Origin of the sequence: Novosphingobium indicum (assembly GCF_014645195.1) — a bacterium.
In the GTDB taxonomy this organism is placed as follows: Bacteria; Pseudomonadota; Alphaproteobacteria; order Sphingomonadales; family Sphingomonadaceae; genus Novosphingobium; species Novosphingobium indicum.
Genome location: NZ_BMLK01000009.1, coordinates 26,374 through 44,187 on the forward strand (window position 1 = coordinate 26,374; position 17,814 = coordinate 44,187).

Below are 17,814 nucleotides of genomic sequence, written 5' to 3' on the forward strand. Positions count from 1 at the left end.
TAATCCCTTACCAGCTCGACTTGGTCACGCCGGGGATCATGCCTTTGTTGGCAAGATCGCGCAGCTCGATGCGGCACAGGCCGAACTTGCGGTAGTAACCGCGCGGACGACCGGTCGTGGCGCAGCGGTTGCGAACCCGGGTCGGGTTGCCGTTGCGGGGGATCTCGGCCAGCTTCAGACGGGCAATGAGACGCTCGGATTCGTCGAGCGATTCATCGTCAGCGATCGCCTTGAGGCGCGCGTACTTGCCTGCATACTTCTTGACGAGCTTCTTGCGACGCTCATTCTTGTTCACGGAACTCAGTTTCGCCATGGACTTAAGCTCTCTTCCTCAGCGGCGGCTCACGCCGCTTCCTTCTGTTCCGACTCTTCAGCCGGGAACGGGAAACCAAACAGACGCAGCAGCTCGCGCGCTTCGTCGTCGGTCTTGGCGGTGGTGGTGACGATGATGTCCATGCCACGCACCTTTTCGATCTGATCGTAGCTGATCTCAGGGAAAATGATCTGTTCCTTGAGACCCATCGCGTAGTTGCCACGACCGTCGAACGACCTCGGGTTCAGACCACGAAAGTCGCGGATGCGGGGCATTGCGATGGTGACGAGACGATCGAGGAACTCGTACATACGCTCACGGCGCAGGGTAACCTTGCAACCGATCGGCATGCCTTCACGCAGCTTGAACTGCGCGATCGACTTGCGGGCACGAGTGATCACCGGCTTCTGGCCCGAGATGGCTTCCATCTCGGCTGCGGCGGTCTGGACCTTCTTCTTGTCCTGGCTCGCCTCGCCGACGCCCATGTTGAGCGTGATCTTCTCGATCTTCGGCACTTCGAAGCGGTTCTTGTAACCGAACTTCTCGGTCATGGCTTGGACGATCTCGTCGTCGTACTTCGCCCGAAGGCGTGCGGTGTACTTCTCAGCCATCGATGGTCTCCCCGGACTTCACGGCCACTCGGACCTTCTTGCCGTCCTTGACTTCGAAACGGACTCGGGTCGGCTTGCCGTCCTTGTCCGCCACGGCGACCTTGCTGATCGCCATCGGAGCCGGCGTACGGTCGATGCCACCCTGCGGGTTCATCTGGGTCGGCTTGCGGTGCTTGGTCGCGACGTTGACGCCCTCGACCACGACCTTGCCGTCCTTCGGCATGACCTGGAGGACGGTTCCGGTGCGGCCCTTGTCCTTGCCGGACAGGACGACGACCGAGTCACCCTTCTTGATCTTCGCAGCAGCCATTACAGCACCTCCGGAGCAAGCGAGATGATCTTCATGAAGCCACGGCCGCGCAGTTCGCGGACGACGGGGCCGAAGATACGAGTGCCGATCGGCTCCTCGCTCTTGTTGATGAGCACCGCAGCATTGCTGTCAAAGCGGATCACGCTGCCGTCGGGACGGCGCACGTCCTTCTTGGTGCGCACGATCACCGCACGGTGAACGTCGCCCTTCTTGACGCGAGCGCGCGGCTGCGCCTCCTTTACCGACACCACAATGATGTCGCCGACGCCTGCGAAACGACGCTTGGACCCGCCCAGTACCTTGATGCACTGGACGCGCTTTGCGCCGCTGTTGTCCGCGACGTCGAGATTGGATTGCATCTGGATCATCGATCCGGTTCCTTCTCAACTGGCTTGCCGGAACCAGTCCGGCAGTTCCAAAAAACGTCTACTTAGTTCGAGGCACCCTCGACTTCGAGGTTCGCTTCGAACGCCACGCCCTTGCCGGCCTGAAGGCGATCCAGGACGCGGAACGTCTTGGTCTTCGAGATCGGCTTGGTTTCCTCGATGCGGACACGCTCACCGGTGCGGTAGGCATTGTCTTCATCGTGGGCGTGGTACTTCTTCGAGCGGCGGATGATCTTCCCGTACAGGGGGTGCTTCACCTTACGCTCGACGAGCACGGTAACGGTCTTGTCGGTCTTGTCGGAAACGACGGTACCGATCAGAATACGCTTGGGCATCGTGTTTCCTCCTTACTTCGCCGCAGCCGAACGCTCAGCCTGGAGCGTCTTGATGCGGGCGATGTCGCGACGGACCTGCTTGATCCGGGCCGGGGCTTCGAGCTGGCTCGTAGCGGCCTGAAAACGCAGGTTGAACTGCTCGCGCTTGAGGTCGGCCAGCTCGGTCGAGAGCTGGTCGTCGGTCTTGGCGCGAAGGTCTTCGATCTTGGCGGCCATGATTAACCCTCCAGGTGCGAGGTGTCGCCGAGACGGGCAACGACCTTGGTCTTGATCGGCAGCTTCATCGCAGCGCGGCTGAACGCTTCTGCAGCGAGCGGACCGGCAACGCCGTCGAGCTCGAACAGGATGCGGCCGGGCTTCACACGGGCAGCCCAGTATTCGACCGAACCCTTGCCCTTACCCTGACGGACTTCGGCAGGCTTCTTCGAAACCGGCACGTCCGGGAAGACGCGGATCCAGAGGCGACCCTGGCGCTTGATGTGACGCGTGATCGCGCGGCGAGCCGCTTCGATCTGGCGGGCGGTGATCCGCTCGGGCTCAAGAGCCTTGAGGCCGTACGATCCAAAGTTCAGATCGGTGCCGCCCTTGGCAGCGCCCTTGATCTTGCCCTTGAACGCCTTGCGGAACTTGGTTTTTTTCGGTTGCAGCATGGTGCTTACTCTATCCTAAGCCTCAACGCGCCGGGCGGACGCCGGAGGTCTGAGCCTCCATCATCAGCCGGTCCTGCGCCGTCGGGTCGTGGCCGAGGATCTCACCCTTGAAGACCCAGACCTTGATGCCAATGATGCCATAGGCGGTCAGCGCCTCGGCTTCGGCGTAGTCGATGTTGGCACGCAGCGTGTGGAGCGGAACGCGGCCTTCGCGATACTGCTCGACACGGGCGATTTCAGCACCGCCGAGACGGCCGCCGCACATGATCTTCACGCCTTCGGCGCCAAGACGCATGGCCGACTGCATCGCGCGCTTCATCGCCCGGCGGAACGCCACACGGCGGATCAGCTGGTCGGCAATGCCCTGAGCGACGAGCTTGGCGTCGATTTCCGGCTTGCGGATCTCGACGATGTTCAGCTTCACTTCGCTTTCGGTCATCGCAGCGAGCTTCTTGCGAAGCTTCTCGATGTCGGCGCCCTTCTTGCCGATGATGACACCCGGACGGGCGGCATAAATCGACACGCGGCACAGCTTGGCGGGACGCTCGATCACCACCTTCGAGATAGCCGCCTGCGGCACGCTCTCGATGATGAACTTGCGGATCTTGAGGTCTTCCTCAAGAAGCTTGCCGTAGTCCCGGCCTTCCGCGAACCAGCGGCTGTCCCAGGTACGGTTGATCTGCAGACGCAGACCGATCGGATTGCTCTTATGACCCATGGATCAGGCCTCCTCGACTTCGCGAACGACGATCCGCAGGCGTGAGAACGGCTTGAGGATCCGGGTGGACTTGCCGCGACCACGAGCGTGGAAGCGCTTCATGGTGATCGACTTGCCGACCGAAGCCTCGGCGACGACCAGTGCGTCGACGTCGAGGTTGTGATTGTTTTCCGCATTGGCGATCGCCGAAGCGAGAACCTTGCGGGCGTCCTGGGCCATCGCCTTCTTGGAGAAAGCGAGGATGTTCATGGCTTCCTCGACCTTCTTGCCGCGGATCAGGCCAGCGACGAGATTGAGCTTCTGCGCCGAACCACGGATCGTGGTGCCGACCGACAGGGCCTCCTTCTCGCCGACACGGCGCGGTGCTGCCTGCTTGCTCATTAGCGCTTGCCCTTCTTGTCGGCGACGTGGCCGGGGAAGGTGCGCGTGGGCGCAAATTCACCGAGCTTGTGACCGACCATGTCCTCGTTGACCGAGACGGGAATGAACTTGTGCCCGTTGTAGACGCTGAACGTCAGACCAACGAACTGCGGAAGGATCGTCGAGCGACGCGACCAGGTCTTGATCGGACCGGCGCGATTGCCTGCATCCTGCGCGGCCTCAGCCTTCTTGAGCAGGTACAGGTCGACGAAGGGGCCTTTCCAGACGGAACGTGCCATCGTGTCTTACCTCTTCTTCTTGGCGTGGCGCGAACGGATGATCATCTTGTCCGTCTGCTTGTTGTTGCGAGTGCGGGCACCCTTGGTCGGCTTGCCCCACGGGGTAACCGGGTGACGACCGCCCGACGTGCGACCTTCACCACCACCGTGCGGGTGGTCGACCGGGTTCTTGGCGACGCCGCGGGTGAGCGGGCGACGGCCCATCCAGCGCTTGCGGCCTGCCTTGGCGAGGGTCTGGTTCTGGTTGTCGGGGTTCGACACCGCACCGACCGTGCCCATGCAATCGCCACGCAGGTAGCGCTGCTCGCCCGAGTTCAGGCGAACGATGACCATGCCGCGGTCACGACCGACGACCTGCACATAAGTACCGGCCGAACGCGCGATCTGACCGCCCTTGCCCGGCTTCATCTCCACGTTGTGGCAGATGGTGCCGACCGGCATCTGCGACAGAAGCATGGCGTTGCCCGGCTTCGTGTCGGCCTTTTCAGCGGCGATGACGACATCGCCAACAGCCAGGCGCTGCGGTGCGAGGATGTACGCCTGTTCGCCGTCGGTGTACTTCACCAGAGCGATGAACGCCGTGCGGTTGGGATCGTATTCGATCCGCTCGACGGTGGCTTCCATGTCCCACTTGCGACGCTTGAAGTCGATGTAGCGGTACTTCTGCTTGTGACCACCGGCGATGCCACGCGAGGTCACATGACCCTTGTTATTGCGGCCACCGGTCTTGCGCTTGCCTTCGGTCAGAGCCTTGACGGGCTTGCCCTTCCACAGCGCCGACTTGTCGACGAGGACCAGGCCGCGACGGGCGGGGCTGGTCGGGTTGTAGTTCTTGAGTGCCATCGGATCAGCCCTGTACGCCTTCGGTGATGTCGATCGGCTGCTCGCCTTCGGCCAGCCTCACGATCGCCTTTTTCACGTCGCTGCGACGGTAAGCCTTACCGCGCCAGCGCTTGGTCTTGCCCTTGGTGACCAGCGTGTTGACGCTCTTGACCTTGCGGTCGAACAGCGCCTCGACGGCGGCCTTGATCTCGGGCTTGGTCGCCGAATCGGCAACCTTGAAGACGACAGCGTTGTTCTCGGAGACGAGCGTCGACTTCTCGGTGATGTGCGGCGACAGGATCACGTCGTAGTGACGGATATCCACTTCCTTGGTCTTAGCCATTGAAACGCGCCTCCAGCTTTTCGACCGCGGCGCGCGTCAGCACCAGCGTATCATGCTTCAGGATGTCGTAGACGTTGGCGCCCTGAGCCGGGAGCACGTTCACGCCGACGATGTTGCGAGCTGCACGAGCAAAGTTGTCGTTCACCGCTTCGCCGTCGATCACGAGCACCTTCTTGCCGAAGCCTGCCTTGGCAAGCTGACCGGCCAGAGCCTTGGTCTTGCCCTCGGCATCGTCGAGCGAGTCGATGATCACCAGGCCGTTCTGAGCCTTCGAGGACAGCGCCATCTTCAGGCCGAGAGCGCGAAGCTTCTTGTTCAGCGACGGATTGAACTCGCGGCGGCGGGCACCGTGAGCCTTACCACCACCGATGAACACCGGGGCTGCGCGATCACCGTGACGAGCCGTGCCGCCGCCCTTCTGGCGACCCCACTTCTTGCCGGTGCGGGCAACGTCCGAACGCTCGCGGGTAGCGCGGGCGATGCCGCGACGGTTTTCGAGCTGCCAGGTTACGACACGGTGCAGGATGTCGGCGCGCGGCTCGAGGCCGAACACGTCATCCGACAGTTCGATGTCGCCCTTGCCGGCGGAACCGTCGATATTGAGGACTTGAACCTTCACGACTTAGCCCTCCTGGCCTTCGGTCGCTTCCGGCGCCGCGGTTTCTTCCGCAGGCGTGTCGGCAGCGGCCGTGTCATTGCTGTTTGCGGCCTGCTTCAGGCCGGCGGGGTACGGAGCCTCGGCGTGACGGGAAACCTTCACGGCATCCGAAACGGTGAGCCAGGCATTCTTCGCGCCCGGGACCGAGCCCTTCACGAAGATCAGACCGCGCTCGTCATCCACGCGGACGACTTCGAGGTTCTGCTGCGTACGCTGACGGTCGCCCATGTGGCCGGCCATCTTCTTGTTCTTGAAGACCTTGCCGGGATCCTGGCGGTTACCCGTCGAACCGTGCGAACGGTGCGAGAGCGAAACGCCGTGGGTTGCGCGCAGACCGCCGAAACCCCAACGCTTCATGGCGCCTGCGAAGCCCTTGCCCTGCGTGTGGCCGGCGACGTCGACAAGCTGGCCCGGCACGAAGTGCGAGGCAGCGATCGAGGAACCGACTTCCAGCAGCGCATCGTCGGCGACGCGGAATTCTGCCACACGGGCCTTGAGGGGAACTTCAGCCTTGGCGAAATGCTCGCGCTGCGGCTTGGCAACATTCTTCTGCTTGGCTTCGCCAGCACCGAGCTGAACCGCGACGTATCCGTCACGGTCGGCGGTGCGAACCGAAACCACCTGGCAGTCTTCCAAAGCCAGGACAGTGACGGGCACGTGGCGACCGTCCTCCTGGAACAGGCGGGTCATCCCGACCTTCTTTGCGATCACGCCGGTACGCATGACCTTTACTCCTTACAGAGGCCTGCCCGGGCCCATCCCGAACAGGCGTGTCCAGCCCAAATTGTGATGCATGCCCCGTCCGGGCTGGGTGCTCCCTGCAAACCCTGTACTCAGGGTCGCGGAAGCGAGACGGGGGACGCATTCCCGGCACTTGGCCCGAAGGCGGCGCCGGAGGTATCCCTTGTGTCCCCGCCCGGTTTCCCTTGGGGGCTCTGTCTCTGCGGCTTTCTCACCGCAAAGCCGATCTCTGGGATCGACAAGGTTATCTGAACCCGAAGGTTCGAATATCGCTCCGATCGTTTAAGGTCCGATCGGAATGGACCGAAGGGGCCGCCAGAAGCAGCCCCTTTGCCGGCTCAGGCCAGCTTGATCTCGACGTTTACGCCAGCGGCCAGATCGAGCTTCATCAGCGCGTCGACGGTCGCAGCGTTCGGCTGCACGATGTCGAGCAGACGCTTGTAGGTGCGAACCTCGAACTGCTCACGCGACTTCTTGTCAATGTGCGGACCGCGGTTCACGGTGAACTTCTCGATCTTCGTCGGCAGCGGAATGGGGCCCCGAATGAGCGCGCCGGTGCGGCGTGCAGTGTCAGCGATTTCGCCAGTGGCCTGGTCGAGTACGCGATGGTCAAACGCCTTCAGGCGAATGCGGATGTTCTGAGCTTCCATTACCTACTACCGATGAGAAAGAGCCAAAGGGCTTGCGCCCCGATCAATTCGAAGCGCGCCCCTACACCCCGATCCGGATTCGCGCAAGGGCTGAATTGCGCGAAAATTCGAGAATTCCGCGGAGGCGGGCCAGCTGCAGGTAAACGCGCAATGAAATGATTCAGTTGCGCCCTTCTACGCACGATTCCATAGGCACCGACAGGCCAGTGTCATGAAGCTGCAGGCTTATCTCTGCTTCTTCTTGCCGAGAGTAGCATTGAAGTCCGGGTCCTTATTGGCGACCCAGCCCAGGAATTTCTCGATCCGGGGATCCAGTTTCAGAAGGTCGACGTCGAGCCCGTAACGCTGCAATTCGGAATTGCTGAAGGTGGTGATCAGCATGTTCTGGCAGATCGGGTGCATCGGCACCGTGTCGCGCCCTCCCCGGCTCTTGGGAACCGGATGATGCCATACTACCGTTTCGCCACAGGGCCTGCCGCAAAGCCAGCAGTCGGGCGGCGGCGGTCCCTTGTCAGCCTGATCCTCGTCATCGCTAAACAAGTCCTCGCGCGGACCATGCTTCGAATACTTGCGCGCCATGCGACACCCCCTGCCTCACCGGAGGCCCGACGACAACGAAAAAGCCCGGCCTCCTTGCGGAGACCGGGCTTTTAACTCGGTTATCCGAGGATCAGCGAATTACTTCGTGATCTTCGAGACAACGCCCGAGCCGACGGTGCGGCCGCCTTCGCGGATAGCGAAGCGGAGGCCTTCGTCCATGGCGATCGGGGCGATCAGCTTGACCGACAGGGCAACGTTGTCGCCCGGCATGACCATCTCGGTGCCCTCGGGGAGGATCACTTCACCGGTCACGTCGGTGGTGCGGAAGTAGAACTGCGGGCGGTAGTTGGCGAAGAACGGCGTGTGACGGCCCCCTTCGTCCTTCGACAGCACGTAGACTTCGGCGTCGAACTCGGTGTGCGGGGTAACGGTGCCCGGCTTGGCGAGAACCTGACCACGCTCCACGTCGTCACGCTTCAGACCGCGAACCAGCGCGCCGATGTTGTCGCCGGCTTCACCCTGGTCGAGCAGCTTGCGGAACATTTCGACGCCGGTGACGGTGGTCTTCTGGGTGTCGCGGATGCCGACGACTTCGACTTCCTCGCCAACCTTGACGATACCGGTCTCGACGCGGCCGGTCACAACCGTACCACGACCCGAGATCGAGAACACGTCTTCCACCGGCATCAGGAACGGCTTGTCGGTCGGACGCGGCGGCTGCGGGATGTAGTCGTCAACGGCCTTCATGAGCTCGAGGATCGAGTTCTTGCCGATTTCGTCGTCGCGGCCTTCGAGAGCGGCCAGAGCCGAACCCTTGACGATGGGAATGTCATCGCCCGGGAATTCGTACGACGACAGCAGTTCGCGAACTTCGAGTTCGACGAGCTCGAGGAGCTCTTCGTCGTCGACCTGGTCGACCTTGTTCAGGTACACGACCAGAGCCGGCACGCCGACCTGACGGGCGAGAAGGATGTGCTCGCGGGTCTGCGGCATCGGGCCGTCAGCAGCGTTCACAACCAGGATCGCGCCGTCCATCTGGGCAGCACCGGTGATCATGTTCTTCACGTAGTCGGCGTGACCCGGGCAGTCGACGTGCGCGTAGTGACGCTTGTCGGTTTCGTACTCGACGTGCGCGGTCGAGATGGTGATGCCGCGCTCACGCTCTTCCGGAGCCTTGTCGATGTTGGCGAAGTCGACGGCGTCGCCACCGTAGGTTTCTGCCATGACCTTGGTGATGGCAGCCGTCAGGGTGGTCTTGCCGTGGTCGACGTGACCGATGGTGCCGATATTGCAGTGCGGCTTGTTCCGCTCGAATTTTGCCTTCGCCATCTTTCAAACCTTCTTTCGTATCAAAATTGAATCTGCGGGTAGGTAGGCGGAGCCCGCGGAATCAGCAGGCGCCGCCCCTAGAACCATTCTTGCCCTCAGGCAAGCTTCTCCTTCACTTCGGCCGCGACGTTTGCCGGAACTTCGTCGTAGTGGCTGAACTGCATGGAATACTGCGCACGGCCCTGGGTGAACGAGCGCAGCTGATTGACATAGCCGAACATGTTCGCGAGCGGCACATTGGCTTCGACAACCTGGGCATTGCCGCGGCTGTCGGTGCCCTGGATCTGACCGCGACGGGAGTTGATGTCGCCGATCACGTCGCCCATGAACTCTTCCGGCGTCACGACCTCGACCTTCATGATCGGCTCGAGGATCTTGATGCCCGAACGCTGTGCCGCTTCGCGCATCGCACCGCGACCCGCAATTTCGAACGCCAGCGCCGAAGAGTCGACGTCATGGTACTTACCGTCGAGCAGCTCGATCTCGAAGTCCACAATCGGGAAGCCGATCAGCGCACCGGTCTCGGCCGTCTCGCGCATGCCCTTTTCGACAGCAGGAATGTATTCGCGCGGGATGTTACCGCCCTTGATCGAGTCGACGAAAGTGATGCCTGCGCCGCGCTCACCCGGGGTGACCTTGACCTTGACTTCACCGAACTGACCCGAACCACCCGACTGCTTCTTGTGGGTGTAGGTCAGCTCGACCGGCTTGCCGAGATATTCGCGGTAAGCAACCTGCGGCGCACCGACGTTGGCCTCGACTTTGAACTCGCGCTTCATGCGATCGACGATAATGTCGAGGTGAAGCTCGCCCATACCCTTGATGATCGTCTGGCCCGACTCGTGATCGGTCGAGACGCGGAAGGACGGGTCCTCGGCAGCCAGGCGCGAGAGGGCAACGCCCATCTTTTCCTGGTCGGCCTTGGTCTTGGGTTCCACCGACAGTTCGATGACCGGCTCGGGGAATTCCATACGCTCGAGGATGATCGGCGACTTTTCGGCGCACAGCGTGTCACCGGTGGTCGTTTCCTTCAGACCCGCGACAGCGACGATGTCGCCAGCGTAGGCCATATCGATGTCCTCACGGTTGTTGGAGTGCATCAGCAGCATGCGGCCGACCTTCTCCTTCTTGTCCTTCACCGAGTTCAGGTAGCTGCCCTTTGACAGGATGCCCGAGTAGATTCGGCAGAAGGTGAGCGAGCCGACGAACGGGTCGTTCATGATCTTGAACGCCAGCGCCGCGAAGGGCTCCTCGTCCGAAGAAGGACGGTTTGCAACCTGATCAGTGTCGGGGATGACACCTTCGATCGGCGGAACGTCGATCGGGCTCGGCATGAAATCGACAACCGCGTCGAGCAGGGGCTGAACGCCCTTGTTCTTGAACGCCGAGCCGCACAGCACCGGAACGAACGCACGGGCCAGCGTACCCTTGCGGATCAGCTTCTTCAGCGTGTCGGCATCGGGCTCGTTGCCTTCGAGGTAGGCTTCCAGGACGTCGTCATCCTGCTCGACTGCAGTCTCGAGAAGCTTTTCACGATATTCAGCAGCCTTGTCGGCCAGTTCGGCGGGGATTTCGGTGTACTTGAACGATGCGCCGAGGCCGTCGTTTTCCCACACGATGCCGCGCATCTTGACGAGATCTACCACGCCCGCAAGATCGGCTTCCGAGCCGATCGGCAGCGTCAGGACCAGCGGGGTCGCGCCAAGACGGTCGATGATCGACTGCACGCAGTAGTAGAAATCCGCGCCGGTACGGTCGAGCTTGTTGATGAAGCACATGCGCGGAACGCCGTACTTGTCAGCCTGACGCCACACGGTTTCGGACTGCGGCTCAACGCCGGCCACGCCGTCGAACACGGCGACCGCGCCGTCGAGCACACGCAGCGAACGTTCGACCTCAATCGTGAAGTCGACGTGTCCCGGGGTGTCGATGATGTTGATGCGGTGCTCTTCACCCTGACCGTCGTCAGCCTTCCACATGGTGGTGGTGGCAGCCGAGGTGATGGTGATGCCGCGCTCCTGCTCCTGCTCCATCCAGTCCATGGTGGCGGCGCCGTCGTGCACTTCGCCGATCTTGTAGGACTTGCCGGTGTAGTAGAGGATACGCTCGGTCGTGGTGGTCTTGCCGGCGTCGATGTGCGCCATAATACCGATATTGCGGTAGCGTTCGATCGGATGGCTGCGTGCCATGGTGAAAATCCTTAGCAGGAGTTTGGGAGGAAGCGGCCCTCAAATAGACCCCCGCCCCCTGAATTGAAAGTGTGACGCCCGCATGACGCAGTCCGCGGGCGACACGGCGCGGCTTACCAGCGGTAGTGCGAGAAGGCGCGGTTGGCGTCTGCCATGCGGTGCGTATCTTCGCGCTTCTTGACGGCGTTGCCACGGTTGTTGGCAGCATCCATCAGTTCACCCGAAAGGCGAGCCGACATGGTCGTTTCCGGACGGTTACGCGCGGCCGTGATCAGCCAGCGGATGGCCAGGGCCTGAGCGCGCTCGGGACGAACCTCGACGGGAACCTGGTAGGTCGCACCACCGACGCGGCGGCTGCGGACCTCGATCTGAGGCTTCACGTTGTTCAGCGCATCGTGGAACAGCTGCACGGGATCGGCCTTGGCGCGCGATTCCATGGTGTCGAGCGCGCCATAGACGATGCGCTCGGCGGCGGACTTCTTGCCGTCGTACATGAGGTTGTTCATGAACTTCGACAGGACCAGATCACCGAACTTCGGATCCGGCAGGATTTCCCGCTTCTCGGGACGACGACGACGTGACATCGCTTGTGTTTCCTTGTTTTCGGGCCGGGGGCTTAACGCCGCAGCCGGCCGGTCAATCTCTTAGGGCACGACGCATGCTAGCGCCGCGGCCAGATCACTTCGGACGCTTGGCGCCGTACTTCGAGCGGGACTGCTTGCGGTCCTTCACGCCCTGCGTGTCGAGCACGCCGCGCAGGATGTGGTAGCGCACGCCTGGAAGGTCGCGCACACGGCCGCCGCGGATCAGGACCACCGAGTGCTCCTGCAGGTTGTGGCCTTCACCCGGGATGTAGGAGATGACTTCGCGGCTGTTGGTCAGGCGCACCTTGGCGACCTTGCGAAGAGCCGAGTTCGGCTTCTTCGGGGTCGTGGTGTAGACGCGGGTGCAGACGCCGCGCTTCTGCGGGTTCTGCTCCATCGCCGGGACCTTGCTCTTGGCCTTCTGCGGCTCGCGGCCCTTGCGGACCAGCTGGTTGATAGTGGGCATCTATACTCTTCTTTCAAAATGGGAGTGCGATGGATCCGGCCCGTACCGTGGGCGAAAACCGCAAGCCACGGGACGGACCCGTCGCACCCCGGGTCTTGGGGCCCAGCTTTCAGAAGAAGGCAGAGAACACAGTCACGCGGTAACGGATGCGCCGGAAGAGTTTCGACCTCGCCCACGGGCAGGACCATCGAAACCGCAATCGCGACATCGGTACGCGTGAGCCGAAAACACTCCACCCGGCCTGAAACACCGGATTACTCTGCCACCGGATTTCCGGAAATAGCGCCCTTACCCGACTTGGAGCAAGGCCATCCTGAAAGGACCAATTCGGCAAACCGCCAAAAAGCCCCGGAAACGCCGAAATGGCATCGATCAGCTCTATATCATCCTTCAGGCCATGCCCGAGGGATGGGCGCGCTTAGGCGATGTTTGCCGCAGGGTCAAGCAAAGAAGCTGTTGCGAAAATCGCTACCGGCAGGCGACCACTCTCACCACCAACCCAAACAAGTTGGTGCGGTCAAAAGTGCACAGATTAGCAATAAGTTAACCACGTCAAATGTGCGGCGGCTATATGTTGATGCCTTCACACAAGAAGTCAATAGGTCCCTGCAAAGTGCGGACATTGCAGGAATTTCATGCGATTGACTTTCTGCGCCGACGGGCCGACCTTCAATTCGTTTACCGGGCGCGAGAGCCGGCGACGTTAACTGGAAGGGAGAGGCAGGGCGCAACCCGGTAAATTCATTCGCGGAGAGGAAATAGTAGTCGGGAAAGAGACGAACATGCCGACCAAAAGAATGAAAATATTGGCCGAAGAGCTGAACGACCTCATCATGCGGCTCGAAGCGGGCCAGCTTTCGCTCGATGATCCGGAAGAACATCACCAGACACCGACCATCGAAGACTGGATGGATACCGTTTCGGAAACCTATAATCTCAGGCGACACAGGGAGAAAATATTCGAAACGTCCCAGTTATTCGGAGAACCGACCTGGGACATTCTCCTCGACCTGTTCATGGCTGAGCTGAAGAACGTCAAAATGCAGACGACAAGCGTCTGTATTGGCGCGCAGGTTCCGCAAACCACAGCCCTTCGCTGGATCGCCTTGCTGGAACGCGAGGACCTGGTGCGAAGATACCGCGACAACGAGGATTCGCGGCGGGTCTACATTCAGCTGACAGACTCTGCCCTGCGAAAACTGGTGCAGATATTCTATGACCGGTGCTTCCTCATGATGAACAAGAAGAAGCATCATCCGCCGCGGCTGAGCCAGCTGAAACCGGGAACCAGCGAATACGACGAAGCGCGCGAGGCTATTCTGGGCGAGACGCTTTCGCAGATTAAACTGAGAAAGCACTCGTAGCGTAAGGGACTGCCCCGACCCGGCAGGCTCCTTACGCTAACTTATTCAGATTTCGGCATACGCCGCGAGACGTAGCGCCTCGTTGGTGGATTCGGTTTCAAGCTTCGTGATCATGTTGGCGCGGTGGATTTCGACGGTGCGCGGGCTGATCCCGAGCTTCAGGCCGATCACCTTGTTCGACATGCCCTCGGACATGCACTGAAGCACTTCGCGCTCGCGCTTGGTCAGCAGCACCATCTTGGCACGGGCGTTGGCCCGCATGCGACCGGTTTCGACCAGCTTCTTGCGCTCCGGCTGGTTCGAGTTGATGACGTTAACAACACTTTCGAGATCAGGTAGGCGATCGATGTAACCGATTGCACCCTTGAGCATGGCAGAAACAACAGAGTCGAGCGACGAGGTCTCCGAATAAGGAATGATCGGAAACCACATGGCATTGCGGTGCATCAATTCCAGGAGCCGGTCGACGTTGCCGTCGACATCGCTGATCAATACAACATACCCGTCCCGGCTTTCAGAGATGAACTCTTCGATCTCTTCATACGGTTCAGCGTGATACCCGCCCGAGAACAGAGCATTCGTGACCTTGGCCCGATTCTGGTAGTTGCTCTCGATGACGGCGATGGTGCGATACTGTTCCATGTAGCTAGAATACGGACGTTTCCTGTATGGATTAATCCCTATTTTAATCCACAAATCGGGATTTTGCGTCCAAAACGGAACAATCACCCCGAAAACATTGCAAACGTTTGAATTTTTCAGCGCAAGCTTAGGGCGAAAAATCCAAACAAACGCTTAAGTGTACGGTTTCGTACGGTAATTTTGGCTATCGCGGCCGCACCGAGCCAGTCCGGCTCGATGCGAATCACGCGATAACCCCTTAATCTATGTCGAGCTTCGTCGGCGCGCCCCGCCCTTCCATGAAATTGGCCAGATTGCGGTGCAGGTTAATCACCTTTTGCTCCTGGTGCGGATTGGGCAGCGGGCCGCGGAAACCCGAAGATTTGATGCCCTTTTGGACGAACTGCATGTTGGAGAAATCCTGCGCGAGCACCGAACCCCAGTTCTCGCCGATGGGATCGGCATAGACCCATTCGGTTTCCGGCGCCTCGCCTTCGGGGAAGCGTTCCAGCGCATAGCTTTCGAAGATGCACTTGTCGGGATCGTCGCCATAAGGGCGGACGCGGTAGCACAGCGCGAACGTGACGCCGTGCAGGATGTTCTGATTGGGGAACAGGCCCCAGGCGAGCCCGGTTTCGGCCATGACGTCTTCGGGAATCTCGGGCCAGATCACGCCGCGCTCGGCATCGGCTTCCTTGGCGATCTTGAGCCAATAGGCGATGCACTCCTGCGGGGTCACGTCCTCGGGCAGTTCGTGCTGCAGGCGGCTCGCGGCCTTCACCAGCGATTCCGTCGAGGCCGAGTAGTTCACCGTCTCGTAGTTCTCGCGGATCAGCTCGTAGGTGGAAACGCGCGGATCGTCTCCCTTGCCGGCACGCGTGGTGCCGGCGCTCTCGTTCATCTTGAACTTGGCGTCGCGCGTATCGTAGCTCGAAACCGAATGCAGGCCGTACTGCTTCGACAGCGCGTAATAGTCGCCATAGGCCAGCAGCTGGGTGTGCGTCCCCGCGACGTGATAGGGCTCCAGGAAGGCCTCGATCGCTGTCTTCCAGTTGCAGTCGTAGATGGCCCACTGGCGCCACTTGTAACGCATCTTGTCCATCTCGTAGGCGCCCAGGATCTCACCGGCACGCCCCATCCATTCCTTGAGCGGAACGCAGTCGGGATCCATGTTGATGTAGATGAAGCCTGCCCAGGTATCGACCTTGATCTCCGAAAGGCAGGTCATCTCGGGCGTGAGCTTGTTATCCCAGTCCTGCGGGTCGAGGATGTAGGTGTTCTGCCCGTCCAGATCGAACGTCCAGCCGTGGAAGCCGCAGATGAAGTTCTTGCGATTGTTGCCGCGTACATCGTGGATGTTGCCCGGCAACATGTCGGGCACGGACACGAGCTGACGACCGCGATGCGGGCAGACGTTGTGAAACGCCTTGAGGCTGCCGTCGTCCTTGCGCAGCACGATGATCGATTCATCGGCGACATTGTAGGTCATCCAGTCGCCCGGGTTCGGCAGGTCGGTTTCGCGCTCGACCATCTGCCACACCTTGGGCCACAGCAGCTTCTTCTCGGCCGCGAGGTATTCCTTCGAGAGAAAGGCCTCGGTGGGATAGGTCGACAGTACCTCGTCGTCCATGTCCTGCGCCGTCAGGCGGTTCGGATCGAATTTCTCAGGCTTGTTCACGCTGCGTCTCCCTTGGCACCTGCGGCCTTATCCTTAGCACGTGGGGCTTTGCCGCCGACGCTACTCAACACAGATGTCTATTAAGCCATCCCGCCACCGAGTTCCAGACTGCAGAACCCGTCATCGCTCGCGAGATGCATGGTTCTTGCCGTGCTTGCGCCGCCCATTCTTGTGCGCGGCGTAGCTGTCGAGCACCTTGCGCATCTGCGCCAGAGCCTCCTTGCGGGCCTGATCGTCGGCAATCTGCCCCAGTTCGCGCCTCAGCCCGGTGACGAAGTCGGCATAGGCATTCTGCCAGTCATGATCGATATCGGTCGCCAGTTCCACGCGGCCAGTCTTCAGACGGCGAGCGGCTTCGCCAGCAGACAGCTCCCAGGTCTCGCCGATGGCGGGGACCACCATGGTCGCATCAGGCGCGCGTGTCTGTGCAAGCCGGCTCATCGTCTGCAATGCGCCTTCCTCGCCATGGACGAGAAACAGGCTGCCCCGGATGGGCGCGCGCGATGCGACCCAATCGAGCAGTTCGCTCTGGTCGGCATGGGCAGAATAGGAATCGATGCGCCGGATCGCCGCGCGCACATGCACGTCCTGCCCGGAAATGCGCACCCGCTGCGCGCCATCGAGGATGACCCGCCCCAGCGTACCGCCCGCCTGATAGCCCACGAACAGCACCGTCGACTCGCGGCGGAACAGGTTGTGGATCAGGTGATGGCGGATGCGCCCGCCTTCGCACATGCCCGAAGCTGCAAGGATGATCGCCCCGCTCACCGAATTGAGCCGGATCGATTCCTGCACGCTCTCCACATAGTGCAATTGCGGGTGTTCAAAGACGCATGAGCCGTGGAGATCTTCCAGTTCGGCGGCATGGCGCTTGAACACGCTGGTCGCCCGGCTCGCGAGCGGAGAATCGATGAAGACCGGCACGGGCGGGATCGCCTTGGCGCGCAGCAGTTCGACGATATCGAGCAGCAGTTCCTGAGTTCGCTCCAGCGCGAAACTGGGAATAAGCAGATTGCCACCGCGATCCAGTGCGCCCCGGATTTCGGCCTCCAGCACCTTGCGACGCGCCTCGATCGTCACCGGTTCGCGGGTGCGGTCGCCATAAGTGCTCTCGCAAAGGACATGATCGAAACCTGAAGGACCTTCCGGATCGGGATGGAAAGCCTTGTTGTCCGGCCCGAGATCGCCCGAGCACATCACACGCGTCCCGTTCGCCTCAAGCTCGGCCGATGCCGAGCCGAGAATATGACCAGCGTTCCACAGCCGAACCCGAAAACCCGGCGCCGGCTCGAACCATTCTTCCAATTCGACCGGCCGGCACATGCCCCAGGCGGCCATGGCATCGGCTTCGGTGTAGAGCGGCTCGATCGGATCCTCGCCCGAGCGGTCCCGGCGGCGGTTGCGGCGGGCTGTATCCGCCTCATGGATGCGCCCGGAATCGGCGAGCATGTATTCCAGCAAGTCTGCCGTCGGCTGCGTGCACCAGATCGGACCATTGAACCCTTCAGCAGCGAGACGCGGCAGAAGCCCGGAGTGGTCGATATGGGCGTGGGTCAGCACCACGGCGTCGATATGACGCAGATTGAACGCGAAAGGCTCGGAATTGAGCCCCTCCAACGTGCGCGAGCCCTGAAACATGCCGCAGTCGACAAGAATGCGCGACTTGCCGAAAACGAACTCGTGGCAGGAACCGGTTACCGTGCCCGCAGCACCGTTGAGTGTGAGCGTGAGAGACTTGTCCATGTGGGCTGCATGGTACCGGCTGTCGGCTCAAGCAAGGACCTGAATCAAATTTGCATTTGTCCGGGCAAGTCAGAACCACGAGCGAAAACGGAATATCGGGAAGG

24 protein-coding genes are annotated in these 17,814 nt (G+C 61.2%); 1 reads left to right on the forward strand and 23 read right to left on the reverse strand.

Annotated elements, in window-relative coordinates:
• Positions 1-7: 7 nt before the first annotated feature.
• From rpsN to rpsL, 20 genes are all read right to left on the reverse strand, one after another.
• Positions 8-313, reverse strand: a complete 306-nt coding sequence (gene rpsN, locus IEX64_RS10920) for a 30S ribosomal protein S14 (RefSeq protein WP_188819704.1) — start codon at positions 311-313, stop codon at positions 8-10.
• A 29-nt stretch (positions 314-342) separates the two neighbouring features.
• Positions 343-924, reverse strand: coding sequence for a 50S ribosomal protein L5 (gene rplE / locus IEX64_RS10925; protein WP_188819705.1), 582 nt, complete (start codon positions 922-924; stop codon positions 343-345).
• Positions 917-1,234 carry a 50S ribosomal protein L24 gene (rplX, locus tag IEX64_RS10930; protein WP_188819706.1) on the reverse strand — a complete coding sequence of 106 codons (318 nt, stop codon included), beginning with the start codon at positions 1,232-1,234 and terminating at the stop codon, positions 917-919. The genes rplE and rplX overlap by 8 nt, the downstream gene beginning before the upstream one ends.
• Complete coding sequence (gene rplN / locus IEX64_RS10935) at positions 1,234-1,602, reverse strand: 50S ribosomal protein L14 (protein ID WP_188819707.1); 369 nt, start codon at positions 1,600-1,602, stop codon at positions 1,234-1,236. Before rplN ends, rplX begins: the two co-directional genes overlap by 1 nt.
• A gap of 62 nt (positions 1,603-1,664) precedes the next feature.
• Entirely contained in the window at positions 1,665-1,955 is a 291-nt protein-coding gene (rpsQ, locus tag IEX64_RS10940; protein WP_188819708.1) for a 30S ribosomal protein S17, read from the reverse strand.
• A gap of 12 nt (positions 1,956-1,967) precedes the next feature.
• The gene (gene rpmC, locus IEX64_RS10945) at positions 1,968-2,171 is read right to left on the reverse strand and encodes a 50S ribosomal protein L29 (RefSeq protein WP_188819709.1); all 204 of its coding nucleotides are present in this window, start codon (positions 2,169-2,171) and stop codon (positions 1,968-1,970) included.
• 2 nt (positions 2,172-2,173) lie between these two features.
• Complete coding sequence (rplP, locus tag IEX64_RS10950; protein WP_148627595.1) at positions 2,174-2,605, reverse strand: 50S ribosomal protein L16; 432 nt, start codon at positions 2,603-2,605, stop codon at positions 2,174-2,176.
• 22 nt (positions 2,606-2,627) lie between these two features.
• On the reverse strand, positions 2,628-3,323 hold the full coding sequence (gene rpsC / locus IEX64_RS10955) for a 30S ribosomal protein S3 (protein ID WP_188819710.1): 696 nt from the start codon (positions 3,321-3,323) through the stop codon (positions 2,628-2,630).
• A 3-nt stretch (positions 3,324-3,326) separates the two neighbouring features.
• A complete protein-coding gene (gene rplV / locus IEX64_RS10960) occupies positions 3,327-3,704 on the reverse strand; it encodes a 50S ribosomal protein L22 (protein ID WP_039285520.1) in 378 nt (125 codons plus the stop codon).
• Entirely contained in the window at positions 3,704-3,982 is a 279-nt protein-coding gene (gene rpsS, locus IEX64_RS10965) for a 30S ribosomal protein S19 (RefSeq protein WP_188819711.1), read from the reverse strand. Before rpsS ends, rplV begins: the two co-directional genes overlap by 1 nt.
• Positions 3,983-3,988: 6 nt before the next feature.
• The gene (gene rplB / locus IEX64_RS10970; protein WP_188819712.1) at positions 3,989-4,825 is read right to left on the reverse strand and encodes a 50S ribosomal protein L2; all 837 of its coding nucleotides are present in this window, start codon (positions 4,823-4,825) and stop codon (positions 3,989-3,991) included.
• A gap of 4 nt (positions 4,826-4,829) precedes the next feature.
• Positions 4,830-5,147 (reverse strand): 50S ribosomal protein L23, encoded by a 318-nt coding sequence (locus IEX64_RS10975; RefSeq protein ID WP_188819713.1) that lies wholly within the window; start codon positions 5,145-5,147, stop codon positions 4,830-4,832.
• Complete coding sequence (rplD, locus tag IEX64_RS10980) at positions 5,140-5,766, reverse strand: 50S ribosomal protein L4 (protein WP_188819714.1); 627 nt, start codon at positions 5,764-5,766, stop codon at positions 5,140-5,142. The genes IEX64_RS10975 and rplD overlap by 8 nt, the downstream gene beginning before the upstream one ends.
• A 3-nt stretch (positions 5,767-5,769) precedes the next feature.
• Positions 5,770-6,528 carry a 50S ribosomal protein L3 gene (gene rplC, locus IEX64_RS10985; RefSeq protein ID WP_188819715.1) on the reverse strand — a complete coding sequence of 253 codons (759 nt, stop codon included), beginning with the start codon at positions 6,526-6,528 and terminating at the stop codon, positions 5,770-5,772.
• 356 nt (positions 6,529-6,884) lie between these two features.
• Positions 6,885-7,196: a 30S ribosomal protein S10 gene (gene rpsJ / locus IEX64_RS10990; protein ID WP_007011873.1), complete on the reverse strand. Its 312-nt coding sequence runs from the start codon at positions 7,194-7,196 to the stop codon at positions 6,885-6,887.
• Positions 7,197-7,421: 225 nt separating this feature from the next.
• Positions 7,422-7,775 (reverse strand): hypothetical protein, encoded by a 354-nt coding sequence (locus IEX64_RS10995; protein ID WP_188819716.1) that lies wholly within the window; start codon positions 7,773-7,775, stop codon positions 7,422-7,424.
• Between the two features lie 99 nt (positions 7,776-7,874).
• Positions 7,875-9,065, reverse strand: a complete 1,191-nt coding sequence (gene tuf, locus IEX64_RS11000) for an elongation factor Tu (protein ID WP_188819717.1) — start codon at positions 9,063-9,065, stop codon at positions 7,875-7,877.
• Positions 9,066-9,160: 95 nt separating this feature from the next.
• On the reverse strand, positions 9,161-11,254 hold the full coding sequence (fusA, locus tag IEX64_RS11005; protein ID WP_188819718.1) for an elongation factor G: 2,094 nt from the start codon (positions 11,252-11,254) through the stop codon (positions 9,161-9,163).
• 113 nt (positions 11,255-11,367) lie between these two features.
• Positions 11,368-11,838, reverse strand: a complete 471-nt coding sequence (rpsG, locus tag IEX64_RS11010; protein ID WP_039285548.1) for a 30S ribosomal protein S7 — start codon at positions 11,836-11,838, stop codon at positions 11,368-11,370.
• Between the two features lie 94 nt (positions 11,839-11,932).
• Entirely contained in the window at positions 11,933-12,304 is a 372-nt protein-coding gene (rpsL, locus tag IEX64_RS11015; protein ID WP_007011879.1) for a 30S ribosomal protein S12, read from the reverse strand.
• A 782-nt stretch (positions 12,305-13,086) separates the two neighbouring features.
• Between rpsL and IEX64_RS11020 the strand changes: the two genes are divergently transcribed.
• Positions 13,087-13,668, forward strand: coding sequence for a MarR family transcriptional regulator (locus IEX64_RS11020; protein ID WP_188819719.1), 582 nt, complete (start codon positions 13,087-13,089; stop codon positions 13,666-13,668).
• Between the two features lie 45 nt (positions 13,669-13,713).
• On the opposite strand, the gene IEX64_RS11025 is transcribed toward IEX64_RS11020, so the two are convergent.
• From IEX64_RS11025 to IEX64_RS11035, 3 genes are all read right to left on the reverse strand, one after another.
• Positions 13,714-14,397, reverse strand: a complete 684-nt coding sequence (locus tag IEX64_RS11025; RefSeq protein ID WP_188819720.1) for a response regulator transcription factor — start codon at positions 14,395-14,397, stop codon at positions 13,714-13,716.
• 151 nt (positions 14,398-14,548) lie between these two features.
• Positions 14,549-15,967, reverse strand: a complete 1,419-nt coding sequence (locus IEX64_RS11030) for an aromatic ring-hydroxylating oxygenase subunit alpha (RefSeq protein ID WP_229710200.1) — start codon at positions 15,965-15,967, stop codon at positions 14,549-14,551.
• A gap of 120 nt (positions 15,968-16,087) precedes the next feature.
• Positions 16,088-17,710, reverse strand: a complete 1,623-nt coding sequence (locus IEX64_RS11035) for an MBL fold metallo-hydrolase RNA specificity domain-containing protein (protein WP_188819721.1) — start codon at positions 17,708-17,710, stop codon at positions 16,088-16,090.
• Positions 17,711-17,814 lie beyond the last annotated feature (104 nt).

Bases quoted from the DNA above. Each gene is read 5' to 3' on its own strand.
- rpsN (WP_188819704.1), bottom strand. From the start codon at position 313: ATGGCGAAACTGAGTTCCGTGAACAAGAATGAGCGTCGCAAGAAGCTC.
- rplE (WP_188819705.1), bottom strand. From the start codon at position 924: ATGGCTGAGAAGTACACCGCACGCCTTCGGGCGAAGTACGACGACGAG.
- rplX (WP_188819706.1), bottom strand. From the start codon at position 1,234: ATGGCTGCTGCGAAGATCAAGAAGGGTGACTCGGTCGTCGTCCTGTCC.
- rplN (WP_188819707.1), bottom strand. From the start codon at position 1,602: ATGATCCAGATGCAATCCAATCTCGACGTCGCGGACAACAGCGGCGCA.
- rpsQ (WP_188819708.1), bottom strand. From the start codon at position 1,955: ATGCCCAAGCGTATTCTGATCGGTACCGTCGTTTCCGACAAGACCGAC.
- rpmC (WP_188819709.1), bottom strand. From the start codon at position 2,171: ATGGCCGCCAAGATCGAAGACCTTCGCGCCAAGACCGACGACCAGCTC.
- rplP (WP_148627595.1), bottom strand. From the start codon at position 2,605: ATGCTGCAACCGAAAAAAACCAAGTTCCGCAAGGCGTTCAAGGGCAAG.
- rpsC (WP_188819710.1), bottom strand. From the start codon at position 3,323: ATGGGTCATAAGAGCAATCCGATCGGTCTGCGTCTGCAGATCAACCGT.
- rplV (WP_039285520.1), bottom strand. From the start codon at position 3,704: ATGAGCAAGCAGGCAGCACCGCGCCGTGTCGGCGAGAAGGAGGCCCTG.
- rpsS (WP_188819711.1), bottom strand. From the start codon at position 3,982: ATGGCACGTTCCGTCTGGAAAGGCCCCTTCGTCGACCTGTACCTGCTC.
- rplB (WP_188819712.1), bottom strand. From the start codon at position 4,825: ATGGCACTCAAGAACTACAACCCGACCAGCCCCGCCCGTCGCGGCCTG.
- IEX64_RS10975 (WP_188819713.1), bottom strand. From the start codon at position 5,147: ATGGCTAAGACCAAGGAAGTGGATATCCGTCACTACGACGTGATCCTG.
- rplC (WP_188819715.1), bottom strand. From the start codon at position 6,528: ATGCGTACCGGCGTGATCGCAAAGAAGGTCGGGATGACCCGCCTGTTC.
- rpsJ (WP_007011873.1), bottom strand. From the start codon at position 7,196: ATGGAAGCTCAGAACATCCGCATTCGCCTGAAGGCGTTTGACCATCGC.
- IEX64_RS10995 (WP_188819716.1), bottom strand. From the start codon at position 7,775: ATGGCGCGCAAGTATTCGAAGCATGGTCCGCGCGAGGACTTGTTTAGC.
- tuf (WP_188819717.1), bottom strand. From the start codon at position 9,065: ATGGCGAAGGCAAAATTCGAGCGGAACAAGCCGCACTGCAATATCGGC.
- fusA (WP_188819718.1), bottom strand. From the start codon at position 11,254: ATGGCACGCAGCCATCCGATCGAACGCTACCGCAATATCGGTATTATG.
- rpsG (WP_039285548.1), bottom strand. From the start codon at position 11,838: ATGTCACGTCGTCGTCGTCCCGAGAAGCGGGAAATCCTGCCGGATCCG.
- rpsL (WP_007011879.1), bottom strand. From the start codon at position 12,304: ATGCCCACTATCAACCAGCTGGTCCGCAAGGGCCGCGAGCCGCAGAAG.
- IEX64_RS11020 (WP_188819719.1), top strand. From the start codon at position 13,087: ATGCCGACCAAAAGAATGAAAATATTGGCCGAAGAGCTGAACGACCTC.
- IEX64_RS11035 (WP_188819721.1), bottom strand. From the start codon at position 17,710: ATGGACAAGTCTCTCACGCTCACACTCAACGGTGCTGCGGGCACGGTA.